The sequence below is a fragment of the Epilithonimonas hispanica genome (assembly GCF_003385395.1).
Classification (GTDB): domain Bacteria; phylum Bacteroidota; class Bacteroidia; order Flavobacteriales; family Weeksellaceae; genus Epilithonimonas; species Epilithonimonas hispanica.
On sequence record NZ_QNUG01000014.1, the window covers coordinates 41,739 to 58,899 of the forward strand.

Below are 17,161 nucleotides of genomic sequence, written 5' to 3' on the forward strand. Positions count from 1 at the left end.
CAATTTTTAATTGCTAATTGTTAATTTTATTATGCTTTCTAGAATTTTCATTCAAAATTTTGCGTTAATCGATCAATTAGAAATCGATTTAAAAAACGGGCTACAAGTTATTACCGGAGAAACTGGCGCGGGAAAATCTATCATTCTTGGCGCTCTCCGTTTGATAATGGGCGAAAGAGCAGATGCTAAATCCTTTGCTAAATCTGACGCCAAAAGTATCGTAGAAACCGAATTCCAAATCAATAAGAATTTCAAAGAATTTTTCGATGATCATGATCTCGATTTTGAAGAGCAAAGCATCATTAGAAGAGAAATTTTACCCAGCGGAAAATCTAGAGCTTTCATCAATGATGTTCCTGTAACACTGGATATTTTGAAGGAATTGTCTTCTAGATTGATTGACATCCATTCTCAGTTTGAAACCTCTAATCTTTTTACAGAAGAATTTCAGTTTGGAATTCTGGACGGATTGGCAAAAAACAAATCATTGTTGTCCGATTACCAAAATTATTACTCTAGTTATCAGAATACCAAAAGAGAAATTGAGCAGCTGAAATCTGCTCTTGCCGAAAATAATAAAGAATCTGATTACAAAAACTTCCTCCTTTCCGAATTGGAAGAAATGCAATTGGATGATCTTGATTTTGAAGAGATTCAGAATCAACTCAATATTCAAGAAAATGCAGGACAAATCAGTGAAAATCTTTCTGAAATATTATCAAAACTGAATCAGGATGATTTTGGCGTTTTATCTAATATTTTTGAAGCTAAAAACAAGTTGAGTAAACTTTCCGAATTATCTTCTGAATATCAAGACCTCAGCCAAAGGTTGGAAACCGCTTATCTGGAACTGAAAGACATTAATACGGAAATCGAAAACAAAGCTGAAAATCTGGAGATCGACCCGAATCTTTTGCAAGCTTTGCTAATGACAGTCAACCGGCTGAATTCACTTTTTCTAAAACATCAAGTGAATGATATCACTGGGCTTTTGGAAATAAGAGAAGAGCTATCCTCTAGCCAAAACTCTCTTGAAACGATTGAAAGTCAAATCGAGGAAAAAGAGAAAAACCTTAAACTGATTGAAAAAGAGCTCCAATCTCTAAGTCAAAAATTATCAGAAAACAGAAAGAAATTTTCTTCGGATCTTGAAAATCAAGCGAAAGAAATTTTCGCAAAACTAGGTCTAGAAAAAGCTATCCTGAAAATAGAATTAACAGATTCTTCTGCTTATAATCTTCACGGAAAAAATAATATTCAAATTTTGTTTCAGGCCAATTCAGGATTCCCTTTGAAACCTATCCAAGGTGCTGTTTCTGGTGGAGAACGTTCTAGGGTAATGCTCGCCATCAAAAAAATAATGGCACAGAATAATGCCCTTCCTACATTGATTCTTGATGAAATTGACACCGGAGTTTCCGGAAGAATTGCTGAAGAAATGGGAAAATTAATGCAGGAAATGGCTCAGGATCTTCAATTGATTGTTATCACGCACTTGGCGCAAGTTGCTGCCAAAGGAAACCAGAATTACAAAGTGGTGAAATTTGATGAAAATGCTATTACAAAAACCACTATTGTAAAATTATCAGAAAATGAAAAACTGAACGAAATTGCTCAGTTGATTTCCGGTTCTAAGATTACAGATGCTGCTATTTCTCAAGCTAAAGAACTTATAAAATAAAAAACCAAAACCAGACTGTTTTGGTTTTTTATTGATACTATTTAATACTATTCAGTAGTTTTTCTGTGTCTTCATAATCCTCACCCGATTTTTTGGCAAGCTCTATTGATTTTTGCGCCCAGACTTTAGCATCTTTTTTATTTCCTGTTTTGTTATATAGATTCGCTAACGTATCGGTGTTTGCATAGTTTTCATCTTTTTTAACGGACTCTTGTGCCCAAAGTAAAGCGGTCTGTAAAGATGACTTTGTAGAGACATTTTCGAAGAAATTCCAAGCAGCACTATTGAGAGCCATAGAAGAAGCTGTTGTGTAATCTTTATAGAGTTCTAACATCAGTTTTTCGTAAGTAGGAATATCTTTATTTCTAAATGCAGTACTCGCTTTTTGAGATAAAATATATTTGGTTGCCTCTTCTTTCCCCACTACTTTTTCTGCTTCTTTCAAGAACAATTCATCATTATAAGATTTTGTTTCCTTGTTATAAGCCTTCGTCGAGATTGATTTAAGTTTCAGATTATTATTAATTTTATTATAAGTAGCCTCAGAAACTACAGCCACGATGTCTGCTTTTTTAGACTCAAAAAGTTGATACAATGGAGATTCTGTATTACTTATAGCATTTAGTAAAAGTTGAACATCTTCTTTATCCAGGTTATTTTTGGTTGAGAAATAACGATCTAACACTTTAGCCGTAAAATCTGGTTCTGTATAAATTGTAAGTTCTGCAAGGTTTTTAAGAAAACCAGGCTCTTTTTCACCATCTTCAAATTGTTTTTTCAAAGCTCCGATTCTTCTTTTAGGATCTTGAGCATCTTTAGCAAATTGAAGGAAATCTTTTTCTTCCACATATCCCAAAGTCCTATGCACCACTTCTCCATTACCATCTATAAAAAGATAAGTAGGATATGCCGTCACTTTGAATTTCTTCGCCAACTCTATACCTTCCCCCTTTTCCATATCAATTTTAGCATTTATGAAATTGCTATTATAATAATCTCCCACAGATTGTAGCGTAAAAATATTTTTAGCCATCAATTTACATGGTCCACACCAAGTCGTGTAAGAATCTAAGAAGATGATCTTATTTTCTTTTTTAGCCTTAGCTACTATAGATTTGAAATCAGAGTTTTCAAAAACGATTCCTTGAGAAAAATATAATAATGATGATATGAACGTTAAAAGAAGGAAGATTTTTTTCATTGTTTTAATAGTCTGTTTTTAGTTATTATTCAGTTTTAGTAATGGTTCGATATATTCGCGATCGTTGCTAAGTCTTGGAACTTTGTTTTGTCCACCTAGCTTGCCACGACTTGCCATCCACTCATAGAATAGATTTGATTTTGCAGAATGAACGATTGGCTTTCTTAATGTAATATCGTTATATCTTTTTGCTTCGTAATCAGAGTTCAAGGATTTCAGGGATTTGTCGAAGACCTCTGTAAATTCATCAATACAATTAGGTTTCTTGGTAAATTCGAAAATCCACTCGTGACATCCTTTGTTATTATTAGTCATAAAAACCGGTGCACCTGTGTAATCGGAAATGCTGACATCCAACTGTTCGCAAACCATTTTGAGTGCCGTTTCTACATTATCAATCATCAGTTCTTCTCCAAAAGCATTGATATAATGTTTTGTTCTACCCGATATTTTGATTCTATAAGGAGCGATGGAAGTAAACTTAACAGTATCACCTATCAGATAACGCCAAAGACCGCCATTGGTAGTAATGACAACAGCATAATTCTTGTTCAATTCCACTTCCGAAATAGGAATTGCCTCACGAACTCCAGCATAATATTGATCCATTGGGATGAACTCATAGAAAATTCCGTAGTCCAACATCAGCAGCATCTCATCACTGTCTTTTTGATCCTGAATTGCAAAAAAACCTTCGGATGCATTATAAATCTCGTAATAGCGAATTTTTTTTCCTATGATATCTTTGTACTGATTTTTATACGGTTTGAAGCTAATTCCACCATGAAAAAACACTTCCAAATTTGGCCAAAGTTCTCCAATACTTTCTTTTCCCGTTTCGTGTAATGTTCTTTGAAGCAAAACCATCATCCAGCTAGGAACACCAGTGAGGCTACCGACATCTTCGTACTTAACTTCACCAATGATAGCCTTCATTTTGGTTTCCCATTCGGACATTAGGGAGGTTTTCTTGCTGGGCGTATTGATAATCTCGACCCAAAAAGGCAGGTTATCTATCAAGATTGCGGACAAATCTCCAAATTTGGTATTGAAATCCTGATACATCTCTGCACTTCCACCAAGTCTTAGATTTTTATGTTGGAACAACTCGCTCTCCGGATGGTTGTTAACATATATGGCAACCATATCTTTCCCTGCTTTGTAATGGCAATCTTCTAAACTTTCGTCCGTAATAGGAATATATTTGCTCTTGGCATTGGTAGTTCCAGAAGATTTTGCAAATTGCCTGATGAGTCCTGGCCAAAACACATCTTTCTTGCCTTGCCTGGCTTTTTCGATGTAAGGTTCGAAGTCTTCGTAACATACAATTGGTACTTTTTTCTGAAAATCCTTGTAATTGGAAATAGAACTGAAGCCATACTTCTGCCCATACTCGGTTTCTTCCGCATGGAAGAGCTGCGAGAACAAAAGCCCCTCTTGGGTTTCTGTAGGATATTTTTTAAAATGCTCTATTTGATCTATCCTTTGAAGAATAAACCAATTGACGACCGAGTTAAAAAGTGCTTTCGTTGCCATGCTTCACAAATATAATAAATTTTGGGAATGGAAATAAAAAAAGGTATTTCGAATTGAAATACCTTTCTTATCAATATTTTTTGTGAAATTATTTCTTGATGATTTTTCTGCTTATAGAACCAGATTTGGTTTCGATAGACACGGTATAAACTCCTTTTTCAAGGCTAGAAACATCGAATTTGTTGTTCACAGATTCTAAGTTTGATTTTACAATTTTACCTGCCAAATCATAAATCTTAACCGCTACCAAATCTTTTACATTATTGATTGTAAAATAATCTGCCGTTGGGTTTGGGTACAATGTCAAGTCTTTTTTATTAACATCATTTATCGCTAACATTGGCGTTGCAGTAATATTAATATCATCTATACTTAGCACATTCCCATTTGTATAATCGTTAACCCAAGACAAATAAATAGTCTGTCCTGCATAATCAGACAAATCTACTGTGTATGGCGTTTGATCCGCTATAGGAGCATTGACAGCATGATCAATTTCCAATATATTTGTAAAGGAAATTTTCTCGGTATCAGTGGTAGAGATTTTTACTTTTACTCCATCATCGTAAGGGCTAACATCACTTGATCTAGCAAAAAACTCCAGAGCAATTGTGGAGTTGGCAGGCAAGGTAATAGAAGGTGTAACCATCCAGCGGTCTGCAGGAGCTACAACAGTAAACCAAGAAGGAGCACTAGCAACAGTATTCCCACTTTCCGAAGTCCAAGAGATAAGATTCCATGCATCGGGAAGCATTGCTGCGTATGTACCATACGGAATATTGGAGTCATTATACAATGTCCAACCAGCACTTTCGAAATCTGCCATTTCTTCAAAACTTTCCGTAAAAACAGTGGTTTGAGCATTACTTAATGTAGACGCAAATAGAATAGAGAATAGAATTTTTTTCATGTCTTTAAATTTTAAATAAAGATATAAAAAAAGCCGTAGAAAATCCTACGGCTTATATAGTTTATAATAATTTGATTATTATTCTGCAGAAGTTGCTTCTGGAGCTGCTGTTTCTGTTACTTCTTCATCATCATCGTCTTGTCCAGCAGAAGCATTTTTACTAGCATTTCTAGACATCTTAACAGCTACTACAACTGCGTTATCTGGATGCATGAAAGAATATTTGTCATTTTTAAGACTTTCTACATAGAACTTGTTTCCAATTTTAAGCGCTGTAATATCTACAACGATCTCGTCTGGCAAGTTAGCTGGGATAGCTTTTACTTTTAGTTTTCTGTAAGTTTGTCTAAGAACACCACCGGCAACAACACCTTTTGAACGACCAGTAATTCTTACTGGAACCTCCATAATAACTGGTTTGTCCTCGCTCAATTGATAAAAATCTGCGTGGATAATTTTGTCTGTCAATGGGTGGAATTGGATATCCTGAAGAACAGCAGGGATTGTTTTTCCGTCAACCTCAATAGATACCGTGTGTGCTTCAGGAGTATAAACTAGACCTTTGAAAGCTTTCTCTTCTGCAGAGAAGTTCAAAGGAGTCTCACCTCCATAAACAACACAAGGAACTAATTCAGCATCACGTAAAGCTTTAGTAGACTTTTTGCCCACGCTTTCTCTTTTTGTACCTTGAATTGTAATAGATTTCATTTTGTATAAAATTATTTTAAGGGTGCAAAGATATTAATTTTTTTTAAATAATAAACTTCTCGCTTATAGATTTGTGTTCGTGTACCATTTTCATGACATCAGAAAATAACTTCGCACAAGACAACACCTTTATTTTTGAGGAAATATCTTCTTTCACTGGAATAGAATCTGTTACAATTACTTCCAATAATTTTGAGTTTTCTATGTTCTCATAAGCTTTTCCAGAAAGCACACCGTGAGTTGCCATTGCTCTTACAGATCTTGCTCCTTTTTCCATAAGGATATCAGCAGCTTTGCAAAGTGTTCCTGCAGTGTCAATCATATCGTCAATCAGGATTACATTTTTATGTGTAACATCACCAATCAGGAACATCTCTTCAACAACATTCGCTTTTTTTCTTTCTTTATAGGCAATAACCACATCTGCTCCAAGATGACCGGCATAATTTTTTGCTCTTTTTGCACCTCCCATGTCTGGAGAAGCAATGGTAAGATTTTCCAAATTAAGAGATCTGATATAATCTATGAAAATCGTAGAAGCATAAAGATGATCCACAGGAATCTCGAAGAAACCTTGGATTTGATCTGCGTGAAGATCCATTGTCATAATTCTTGTAGCGCCGGCTGCAGTTAAAAGATTGGCTACCAATTTTGCTCCGATTGGTGCTCTTGGCTTGTCTTTTCTGTCTTGTCTCGCTAATCCATAATAAGGAATTACAACCGTGATGTTTTTAGCAGAAGCTCTTTTCGCAGCATCAATCATTAATAATAGCTCCAAAAGATTATCTGCTGGCGGAAACGTAGAGGCAATTAGGAAAACCCTTGCACCTCTTACAGATTGTTCCAAAACTGGCTCAAATTCTCCGTCGCTAAAATATTGAAAATTAATAACTCCTAATGGTTGCCCATAGCTCTGAGCAATTTTTTCTGCCAACACGTGGCTGGTTCTGGTAGAAAACAAATAACTTGCTTGATCTGACATTTTTACTTTTTTGCAAATTTAAAAAATAATGAAAAATCTGAAAATCGATTTTAAAGAATTAATAAAAAAAAGACCAAAACATTTCTATTTTGGTCTTTTTTGTTCTTAGCAATATTCTTCGAAAGCGGCCTGAAGATTCGCAGCAATAGCGCCTGCAGGGTTACCCTCGATGTGGTGTCTTTCTAACATATGCACCAACTCTCCGTCTTTGAAAAGTGCAACAGCTGGCGAACTTGGTGGGAATGGCGCTAGTAATTTTCTAGCTTCTGCAACCGCCTCTGTATCAAATCCTGCGAATGCTGTTACCAAATGATCTGGTTTCTTTTCACCTGTCAAAGAATAAACAACACCTGGTCTTGCCGCTCCAGCTGCACATCCGCAAACTGAATTGATAACCAATAATGTTGTTCCTGACTGCTTAAGAGCTGCATCAACTTGTGCTGGTGTTGTAAGGTCTTCAAAACCTTTATCTGTAAGTTCTGCCTTCATTGGCAATACTAAATCTGCTGGATACATATTAAAATATATTTTAGGTTAATTCTTGAATTGCAAATTTAATCAATTATTATTTTGATTATTACATTAATGATTCTATTAAAATTATACCAAAAATCTATTGAGCCATTTTGTCCAGATTTTCAAAAACAAAAACCCAAAATCCGAAGACTTTGGGTTTAATCAAATCGATATGCAAATTAAGTATATCCAGTTTTTATAATTGATAAAATATAAATGATGAATGATTATCAATTATCGCTTATCAAATATCATTGATGATTTAAGACAGTAACTTCTTCACCATTTCGGAAATACTCTTTCCGTCTGATTTTCCGGCTAATGCTTTGGAAGCAACGCCCATTACTTTTCCTAAATCTTTTAGAGATTCTGCTCCGGTTTTAGAAATGATTTTTTTGATTTCTGATTCCAATTCTTCAGCAGACAATTGTTTTGGAAGAAATTTTTCAATCACTTTGGATTGAGCTTCTTCTACTTCAGCAAGGTCAGTTCTTCCCTGAGCCGTAAATTGCTCATAAGAATCCTTTCTCTGCTTAATCATTCTTTGCAAAATAGCAATCTCTTGTTCTGCTGTAACTTCCGCGCCTCTTGCTTCGGTTTGCAACAAAATAATTTGCGCTTTCACTGCACGAAGAGAATCCAGAGCTACTCTGTCTTTATCACGCATTGCGGTTTTTATCGCGTCGCTTATTATAGTTTCTAAACTCATTTTTTCAATTTTGGTTGAAGGCTTTTAGCTGATTGTTGATGGTCAAAACTCTATCAACAAACAATTGAAAACTACCAACTAGATTAATCTACATCTTTGTTAAGAAAACGGTTTTCTCTCAGTTGCATACTTCCATTATTATCAGACAAATACGTGTTGATATTCTGGTCAGATGCATTAGAACCATCAATATTGATGTTCTTTCTCTTGAAAGCTGGAACTGTTTCGAAAACATTTTCATTATCAAACTGCTGATATCTGGAATTGAATTCTTTCAACTTGTTTCTTCTTTCCATCGCTTTTGAAGCATCAGGCGTTTTGTTGAAGAACGTGAATCCGCTTTCAGTTTCCTGAACTGGTTCTAGTTTCTTCTCTTCTACAACTTCTTCCTTAGTTTCCACAGCGAAAGAAAATTTGGTTGGTTCTTCAACTTTTTCTTCGATGATTTCGTTAACGATTTCTTCTGTCACATTGAGCGGAGTCGAAATGTCAGAAACAACCTGCTTCTCGATTACAGGAAAATCTTCTTCAACAGCCGGTTCATTGATTGTAAAAGTTACTTCAACAGGCTTCTCAATTTCTTCTTCTTTGAAAGACGCTTTTGGCTTATCTTCCACTTCGAAAGTAAAAGATTGTGGTTCTAAATCGAGATCATAGCTATCGTCTTCGTCAAAATTGAAAAGGTTATATTCTTGCTTTTCGTTTGGTCGATAATCATTTGAGAAATCTTGGATTTCCTCGTTCTCGATGATTTGCGTATCGGTTTTAACTTCTTCCACAAGACTTTCTCCTAAAGAATTAGTTGGAAAATTCGAAGTTCTGAAATCGTCATCATCTTCTAATCGAAAAAAATTCTTTCCAGATTCTGGCTGTTGTCTTTCTTCCTGAGCTCGGCTTTTAAACGGAGATTCTCTATGTCTGGAAGAAGGCGTTGGTCTGTCTTCCAAAGTATATTTGATGGTCTCTGTAACGCCAGAGTGCTTTTTGTCTTCATTAGAGAAACCAGTTGCAATCACCAAAACGCTCACTGCGTCGCCCAATTCCTCATCTGTTCCAACTCCAAAAATGATGTCTGCCGTATTTCCAGCTTCTTTCTGGATATAATCCATAATTACCCCGATTTCGTCCATCGTTACCTCAGAAACACCACTTCTAATCAACAATAGAACGTTTTTCGCACCAGTGATTTTGTTGTCATTCAATAAAGGAGAATCCAATGCTTTTTTAACAGCTTCTTCTGCTTTTTTCTCGCCAGTGGCAACGCCAGTTGACATCAATGCTGTTCCGGAATTAGCCAAAACAGATTTAGCATCACGGAAGTCAATATTCACATCGAAATAACCAGTAATCACTTCTGCCATTCCTTTTGCCGCATTGGTCAAAACTTCATCGGCTTTAGAAAATCCTTGTTTGAAACCTAGATTCCCGAATTGCTGTCTCAATTTATCATTATTAATGACAATTAAAGAATCAACATTATTTCTCAATTTTTCCAAACCTAAATTAGCTTGGTCCAATCTTCTTTTTCCTTCAAAACTAAAAGGTACGGTTACGATTCCTACAGTAAGAATTCCCATTTCCTTAGCTACTTTTGCAATCACAGGCGCCGCACCAGTTCCCGTTCCACCGCCCATTCCTGCAGTGATGAAAACCATTTTGGTATTTTGTCCCATTGATGCCTTGATATCATCAATACTTTCAATGGCTGCTTTTTCTCCCACTTCTGGGTCTGCTCCTGCACCTAGACCTTCCGTCATTGTAACGCCCAACTGCACTTTGTTGGCCACAGGATTATTATCAAGCGTCTGTGCATCGGTATTACAGATCACGAAATCTACACCATAAATCCCCTTTTCGTACATATGTTTTAGAGCGTTGTTTCCGCCACCGCCAACACCAATTACTTTAATAATTGAAGAATTGCCCTTTGGTAAATCAAATGAAAATCCTTGTGTATTATTTATATTGTCCATAGTATTTTATTTTTCTCAATTTTTGTTAAATCGTTAAATCGTTGATTTGCAAAATTGGCTTTTGCTGGTTTTACGATTCCACGATTCCGCGATTTTACAATTATTATTTAATCTTCTACTTCCTCGAAGAATTTTTTCACTTTATCCATTAGAGACTGTCCGAAAGTCGGTTTGTTTCTTCTGGCTTGTTCTTTTGGTTTTGCAAGCTCTTCTATCTGCTTAACAACCTGTTGAGGTTTCTCCACTTCTGCGGTTGGCTGAAGTGCAACCGGTTCTGCTTTCGCTACAGCTTCTTCGATGATTTCTTCTTCTGTTGGAAGCATTTTTTTATCTCTGATTTTAAGACTTTCCATCAATAAACCGATGGACGTTGCAAATTCCGGTCCTTTCAGATATTGGTTTTTATCATTCGCAACATATTCGTTTGCGAAACCAATTCTGCTGTCGAATCCGGTTGTGTAATTCGCTAATTGACGAAGGTTTCTCAAGTTGGAACCACCACCTGTCAAAACGATTCCGGCAATCAATTTTTTCTTTTGCTCGAATGCACCGTAAGCCTTTAATTCAGTATTGACCATTTCAAGAATTTCTTCAACTCTTGCATTGATAATCTGAGCCAAAACTTTAAGCGAAATCTCTTTATCCGGACGACCGTGTAATCCAGGGATTGTCACATACGTGCTGTCTTTTTCCAATTCCGGAACAGACGAACCGAATTTCACTTTCAGTTGTTCTGCGTGTTTTTCGATGATTGAACATCCTTCCTTAATATCATCAGTGATAATTCCACCTCCGTAAGGAATCACGCAAGTATGTCGAATAATGTTGTCCTTAAAAATAGCGATATCCGTAGTTCCACCACCAATATCAACAATCGCAACACCTGCTTCTTTTTCTTCTTTTGTAAGAACCGCTTCAGACGATGCCAAAGGTTCCAATGTCAAAGCTTCCATCTCCAAACCAGCTTCGCGAACGCATCTTGCAATGTTTCTGATAGAACCCATCTGTCCCACAACAACGTGGAAATTAGCTTCTAATCTTTTGCCGTGCATCCCGACTGGTTCTTGGATTTCGCCTTCAGAATCTACTTTGTATTCCTGAGGCAAAACGTGGATGATTTCTTCGCCAGGTAACATTACCAATTTCTTTACTTGGTCTTTTAGTTTCTCGATATCATCTTCTGTGATGTATCTATCCGGATGCTCTCTCATTATATAATCCGAATGTTGGAGAGAACGGATATGTTTTCCTGCAATTCCTACAGTTACCTTATGGATAGGAACACCGGCGCTGGATTGCGCTTCCGCCACTGCTGTTTTGATGGAATTGATGGTTTGGGAAATGTTGTTCACGATTCCTTTGTGAACACCAAGACTTTTAGCCTTCCCAACGCCCAGGATTTCGATTTTCCCGTGAGCGTTACGTCTTCCGACAATAGCGACAATCTTAGTTGTCCCAATGTCCAGACCTACTGAATACTCTTGATTTTCCATTATATGCTCGATTTGATTTTTTTTAATTTTTAACGCAAAGTCCGCAAAGTTTTATTTTACCATTATTATGCTTTTAAGTTCGCAAAGGCGTTTCACTCAGCTAAGACTTTATTTATCTAATTTATTCTACTACTACTTTTGCTTTTTTTTTTTGTCAGAAGACGATTTGGAAGAGGTTTCCTTTTTCTTATCCAAAGATTTTTTAGGTTCAGATTTCTTCTCTACTTTTTTAGGTTTTGAAGATTCTTTTTTGAATTCTGATTTTTTAGGTTCAGCTTTTTTTATTTCTTTTTTCGGCTCAGCTTTGGGTTCCGATTTTTTCTCTTCCGTCTTGTGACTTTCTACTTCTGACTTTATTTCAATTTTTGGTGCATTTCTCAGAATACTGTCATTTTCTTTGAAATAAGGATTCAGTGTGGTTACAATCTGATTGTTATATTTAACCGAAATCTTTTTATACTTATTCGGATTCTGATAAACCAGATATTTCTCTACAAAAGTTTTAAATCCTTTAACCTTAAAATCAATATTTTCTAAATCTCCAATCTCGACTTTGTAATTCCCGTCACTCGTCAAAAGATTGTAACTGTCTTTTTCTTTTTTGATTCCGATGAAATATTTTTTACTGAAATCATCTTTGTCAATTTTTTCCACCAATTGTCCCAGTTCCTGATATTCCGAAGCATCAACATCGCCCATCACCAGCATACACGGATAAGAAAAGTTTCTCGAAATCGGGAATTCTACACCTTTTTCATCGACATAAAAATCCTTTCCATTTTTGCTTAATCTGAAAACCGGAACACGTTGTTTGATATCAACATTCAGGTTTCCGTTCAGATTCATATAAACATTTGCACTGTCAACGAATGGATTTTCATTAATTTTTTTCTCCAGTTCCGGAATCTTCACATCTCCAATTTTTCTTGTCGGATTATACTGCTTCACCAAATCTTTGATGTCCTTCTCATCAATGAAATAAACCGGCGTTTTGCTTTGGTTCATATTGATAGAAACGTTCTCCATTTTAGCGTTGTTGAAACGCTTCAACGAGAAACTGAGCAGAAATCCAAAAAGGATAACTGTTACAAGTATCTTCAATATTCTCCACTTGTTTTTCATTCTTCTTTATTTTTAACGCAACGAGCGCTAAGTCTTTTTACATTAATGCTGATTATTTTCGTTCGCAAGGGCGCTTTGCTCAGCAATTGTTTATAATTTGTTTACTACTCTTTTTACTCCATTTTTGAATAACATTGAATGAAAATTTAAAATCATTCCCAACTTCATTTCTGTTAATCTTAAATAATTTAAAAGCTGGAAAAAATGATAATCATTAATTTCTGGAACTGCTTTTATTTCTATAATCAATTTGTTTTCAATCAATAAATCGACTCTAAATGCTTTTTGAATAATCAAATTTTCATATTCAACCTTAATATCTTTTTGTCTTTCAACAATCAATCCTCTTTCTTTCAGTTCATAAGCCAGACACTCTTCATAGACATTTTCATAAAGACCAACTCCAAGTTTGCGATGAATTTTCATTCCTGCATCAAACACAATACTTGAAATTTCGTTTTCATTCATTTATTTTCAATTTTCATTTGCTGAGTGAAACGCCTTTGCTTCTAAGAATTGTTTTCAATATTTATAAAAATTTCCTTGCGAACCTTGCGTTTAAAATCAAACATTCGCAAGCCATTCCATAATCGGGTCATAAAGTGTATCAATATTTCCCGCTCCGACTGTCAATAAAATATCAAAGTCTTTTTCTTTTATTTTTTCAAAAGTCTCCTGCAATGCACAGACTTCTTTGTTTTCTGTTTCAATTTTTTCTGCTAACCAGCTCGAAGTAATTCCTTCAAAGTTCTCCTGAAGTTCTCTCGCAGGATAAATATCTAACAATAACAAATCATCTCCTTTTTCCAGACTTCTTGCAAAATCTTCAGCAAAATCTCTCGTTCTGCTAAAAAGATGAGGCTGGAAAACCACCAGCAATTTCTTGGTTGGATAAAAAGTTTTTATCGAACCAATGACTGCATTCAGCTCTGTCGGATGATGCGCATAATCATCGATATAGATTTTTCCGTTATCGAAAATATGTTTCGTATATCTTCTTTTGATGCCTTTAAAACTTGTAATTGCTTTTTTCAAAGTGTCGAAATCAACACCCAAATTGCTCAGAATTGCCAATGCAACTGTCGCATTCTCAACATTATGAATTCCCGGAATTTCCCAGACAAAGTCTTCAATCTCCTGCGTGGGCGTATGAAAATCGAAATAGATTTTATCGTGGTCCATTCTCAAATTATCAGAGTAATAGTCCGCTTCTTCATTCACTGCATAAGTCAAATGTTCTCTTCCAATCGCGATTCCTTTTCTGACAAACAGTTGATTGTCATTCGGAACCAAAGCTGCAAACTGACGGAATCCTTCTTCAATATGAAGTCTATCTCCGTAAATATCCAAATGATCTGCATCAATTGATGTTACAACTGCCCAATCTGGAGAAAGATTAAGAAAACTTCTATCGTATTCATCGGCTTCAACTACAGAAAACTGATTTCCATTGTAATCGAAATTTGATTTGAAATTTTCCGAAATTCCACCTAAAAATGCTGATGACGGAAGATTCGCTTCTTTGCACAGATGTGCAATTAAAGTAGAAGTTGTTGTTTTTCCGTGCGTTCCCGCAATGGCGATACAATCTGTATTTTCTGTGATTAATCCAAGAACTTTCGCTCTCTTCAAAATTTCAAAGCTTTCACTTGCGAAATAATCCAGAATTCCCAATTTCTTAATTGCCGGTGTGTAAATCACAAGCGTTTCTTCTTTGTCGAACGCCATAATTTTTTCATCAATCACATCTTCAAAAGAAATATCAATGCCTTCAAAACCAAGCTGAGCTGTCAGTTTTGTTGGCGTTTTATCATAACCCAAAACATTTTTGCCGTTAGCGTGAAAATATCTCGCCAGCGCACTCATCCCAATCCCACCGATTCCGATGAAATAGAAGTTTTGATATTTATTTAAGATGCTCATTTTTCTTTATTGTATTAATGTAAAAAGTATGATGTACAATGTACTTTCTACAGTTTACTTTGTACAGTTTTAATTATCTCATCCACAATCCCTTCTGCTGCTTTTGGTTTTGCAAAAAACTCCAGATTATTTGACATTTCTTTTCTAAGATTTTCGTTCTCACAGATTTCTGAAAGTGTGTTCCAGAATTCGTCTTTCATCTCCGAATCCTTGACCATTTTAGCCGCATTTTTATCAACCAAAGTCAATGCATTTTTGGTTTGATGGTCTTCCGCCGCAAATGGAAATGGAACCAGTAAAACCGGTTTTTTAGCAACCGCTAATTCGGAAATTGCAATCGCACCAGCTCTGGAAACAATCACATCCGCTGCTGAATAAGCTAAAGCCATATCAGATATAAATTCCTTAATCTGGATTTGGTTGTTGGTTGTCAGTTGCTGGTTGTCAGAAATTTCTTTAAAATCTGTTTTCCCGGTCTGCCAGATTAACTGATAATCTTTTTCTTTTAGTTTATCAAAATTATCTTTCCAGCCGTTGTTCAATGTTCTGGAACCGAGTGAACCTCCAACTGAAAGAATCGTTAAATTATTTTTATCTAAGCCTAATTTTTCTTTAGCTAAATCTTTATCAATCAAATCCGTAATAATATTCTGACGAATTGGATTTCCTAAGAAATAAGTTTTCGTTCCGTGGAAAAATTTCTCCATATCCGGATATGCTGTGAAAACTGCTTTTGCTTTTTTAGCATTGAAAACATTCGTCTTTCCCGGCAAAGAATTCTGCTCTTGAATAAAAGTCGGAATTCCCATTTTCGCAGCAATATATAAAGCCGGACCGCTCGCAAAACCACCGGTTCCAACCGCAAAATCCGGTTTGAAATCTTTGATGATTTTTTTAGCTTTCATCAAGCTGGAAATAATTTTAAATGGAAGTCCGATATTTTTCAAAAGATTACCTCTGTCAAATCCTGCGATATTCAATCCTTCGATTTTGAATCCGGATTGAGGAACCTTCTCCATTTCCATTTTTCCGTTAGCACCAATGAACAAAAACTCTGCACCGGGAAATCTTTTCTGGATTTCCTGAGCAATCGCAACTGCAGGAAAGATGTGTCCTCCAGTCCCGCCGCCACTCATTAATATTTTTAGTTTTTTGCTCATTTACGCAATATCATTTATTTCTTCAATACTTTGTCTTTTGCCCAAACCTTCTTCATCAAACACCTGAATTCTGGAACTTACATTCAGAATAATTCCTAACTGAATGTACGTCACCAACATCGATGTTCCTCCATAACTTATCAATGGTAATGGCTGTCCTGTAACAGGAATCAGATTCACAGCAACGGCAATATTCACTGATAACTGAATGAATATCATTAATCCAATTGCAAGCACCAGCAACGACCCAAAAAATGCGGGCATTTTACTGGCTATCATTACAATCCGGATAATCATTATCATATAAAGGCTAATCAAAACAAACGCTCCAATCCAGCCATATTCTTCCACAATAATTGCGAAAATAAAATCCGAAACCGATTGTGGTAATGTCTGCTTCAATGCGCTTTTCCCCGGTCCGATTCCATTGAATCCACCGTGAACAATGGCGGCTTTCGCCTGCATTACCTGATAGTTTTTTGCCTTCAGACTTTCATCTTCGACATCGGCTGTTTTCTTCGAGTTTGAGAAGGTTTCTATACGGCTCATCCAGGTGTGAACACGGTTTCCTCCAAGCAAATTAGTATTCAATGCAATCACTAAAAACATTACGATGAAAACCACCGAAAGTGAGATAAATCCCGCTACATATTGCCAAGCCAGCTGACCAATAATCAAGATGATAATTGAAACCATCATAATCATCAAAGCGGTTGAACCATTGTCTTTTGCAACCAATCCGAAAACAATCAGAATTGGTCCGAATATGTAAATGATATTCTCCAGAGGAAGTCTTTCTCTTTTGATTTTCTTAGTTAAATATCTGCACAGATAAATAATCAACATCAAATAAGCGAATGATGATGGCTGAAAAGAAATCGGTGTTCCGGGAATCTTTAACCAACGAGAAGCACTCGCGCCTTCAATTTTTTGACCTGTGAATGTTGTTATCAACAATAATCCAATGGTGAACAAAAGCAAAATGGAACTCAGTTTCCCGATGTATTCGTATTTAACAGTTCCTACAAAACGCATAATACCCAACCCTAAAAAAACGAAGAAAATATGCTTGATAACGTGACCGGTTGTAGTCCCATTATTCACGATATATTCCAGATTCGAGCTTGCAGAATAAACCGGAAACACTGAAAGGAAGGATATCAAAATGATAACCGACCAAAGAACCTTGTCTCCTTTCAGCAATTCGAATTTGTTTTCTGTAGTTTGGTTTTCCATTTATTTTTAAA

The 17,161-nt window shown here is 35.9% G+C and carries 15 protein-coding genes; 1 reads left to right on the forward strand and 14 read right to left on the reverse strand.

Features of this window, described 5'->3' with window-relative positions:
• Window positions 1-31: 31 nt before the first annotated feature.
• Window positions 32-1,681, forward strand: coding sequence for a DNA repair protein RecN (locus DRF58_RS08315; protein WP_116034560.1), 1,650 nt, complete (start codon window positions 32-34; stop codon window positions 1,679-1,681).
• A gap of 37 nt (window positions 1,682-1,718) precedes the next feature.
• Here the strand turns inward: DRF58_RS08315 and DRF58_RS08320 are convergent, their stop codons facing one another.
• The 14 genes from DRF58_RS08320 to DRF58_RS08385 form a co-directional block, all read right to left on the reverse strand.
• A complete protein-coding gene (locus tag DRF58_RS08320; protein ID WP_116034562.1) occupies window positions 1,719-2,882 on the reverse strand; it encodes a thioredoxin family protein in 1,164 nt (387 codons plus the stop codon).
• A gap of 18 nt (window positions 2,883-2,900) precedes the next feature.
• A complete protein-coding gene (locus DRF58_RS08325; protein WP_116034564.1) occupies window positions 2,901-4,418 on the reverse strand; it encodes a GH3 auxin-responsive promoter family protein in 1,518 nt (505 codons plus the stop codon).
• Between the two features lie 88 nt (window positions 4,419-4,506).
• A complete protein-coding gene (locus DRF58_RS08330; protein ID WP_116034566.1) occupies window positions 4,507-5,328 on the reverse strand; it encodes a T9SS-dependent choice-of-anchor J family protein in 822 nt (273 codons plus the stop codon).
• A 78-nt stretch (window positions 5,329-5,406) separates the two neighbouring features.
• Entirely contained in the window at window positions 5,407-6,036 is a 630-nt protein-coding gene (locus DRF58_RS08335) for a 50S ribosomal protein L25/general stress protein Ctc (RefSeq protein WP_116034567.1), read from the reverse strand.
• Between the two features lie 43 nt (window positions 6,037-6,079).
• On the reverse strand, window positions 6,080-7,018 hold the full coding sequence (locus tag DRF58_RS08340; protein WP_116034569.1) for a ribose-phosphate pyrophosphokinase: 939 nt from the start codon (window positions 7,016-7,018) through the stop codon (window positions 6,080-6,082).
• Between the two features lie 105 nt (window positions 7,019-7,123).
• Window positions 7,124-7,534, reverse strand: coding sequence for a BrxA/BrxB family bacilliredoxin (locus tag DRF58_RS08345; protein WP_116034570.1), 411 nt, complete (start codon window positions 7,532-7,534; stop codon window positions 7,124-7,126).
• Between the two features lie 262 nt (window positions 7,535-7,796).
• A complete protein-coding gene (locus tag DRF58_RS08350) occupies window positions 7,797-8,243 on the reverse strand; it encodes a GatB/YqeY domain-containing protein (protein WP_116034572.1) in 447 nt (148 codons plus the stop codon).
• 83 nt (window positions 8,244-8,326) lie between these two features.
• Window positions 8,327-10,216, reverse strand: a complete 1,890-nt coding sequence (gene ftsZ, locus DRF58_RS08355) for a cell division protein FtsZ (protein ID WP_116034573.1) — start codon at window positions 10,214-10,216, stop codon at window positions 8,327-8,329.
• A gap of 107 nt (window positions 10,217-10,323) precedes the next feature.
• Window positions 10,324-11,709, reverse strand: coding sequence for a cell division protein FtsA (gene ftsA / locus DRF58_RS08360; RefSeq protein ID WP_116034575.1), 1,386 nt, complete (start codon window positions 11,707-11,709; stop codon window positions 10,324-10,326).
• A 132-nt stretch (window positions 11,710-11,841) separates the two neighbouring features.
• Entirely contained in the window at window positions 11,842-12,831 is a 990-nt protein-coding gene (locus DRF58_RS08365; protein ID WP_245955387.1) for a cell division protein FtsQ/DivIB, read from the reverse strand.
• 90 nt (window positions 12,832-12,921) lie between these two features.
• Window positions 12,922-13,299 carry a GxxExxY protein gene (locus tag DRF58_RS08370; protein WP_116034577.1) on the reverse strand — a complete coding sequence of 126 codons (378 nt, stop codon included), beginning with the start codon at window positions 13,297-13,299 and terminating at the stop codon, window positions 12,922-12,924.
• 96 nt (window positions 13,300-13,395) lie between these two features.
• Complete coding sequence (gene murC, locus DRF58_RS08375) at window positions 13,396-14,754, reverse strand: UDP-N-acetylmuramate--L-alanine ligase (protein ID WP_116034578.1); 1,359 nt, start codon at window positions 14,752-14,754, stop codon at window positions 13,396-13,398.
• A 47-nt stretch (window positions 14,755-14,801) separates the two neighbouring features.
• Window positions 14,802-15,914, reverse strand: a complete 1,113-nt coding sequence (murG, locus tag DRF58_RS08380; protein WP_116034580.1) for an undecaprenyldiphospho-muramoylpentapeptide beta-N-acetylglucosaminyltransferase — start codon at window positions 15,912-15,914, stop codon at window positions 14,802-14,804.
• On the reverse strand, window positions 15,915-17,150 hold the full coding sequence (locus tag DRF58_RS08385; protein ID WP_116034581.1) for an FtsW/RodA/SpoVE family cell cycle protein: 1,236 nt from the start codon (window positions 17,148-17,150) through the stop codon (window positions 15,915-15,917). It abuts the gene before it with no gap.
• Window positions 17,151-17,161: the final 11 nt, after the last annotated feature.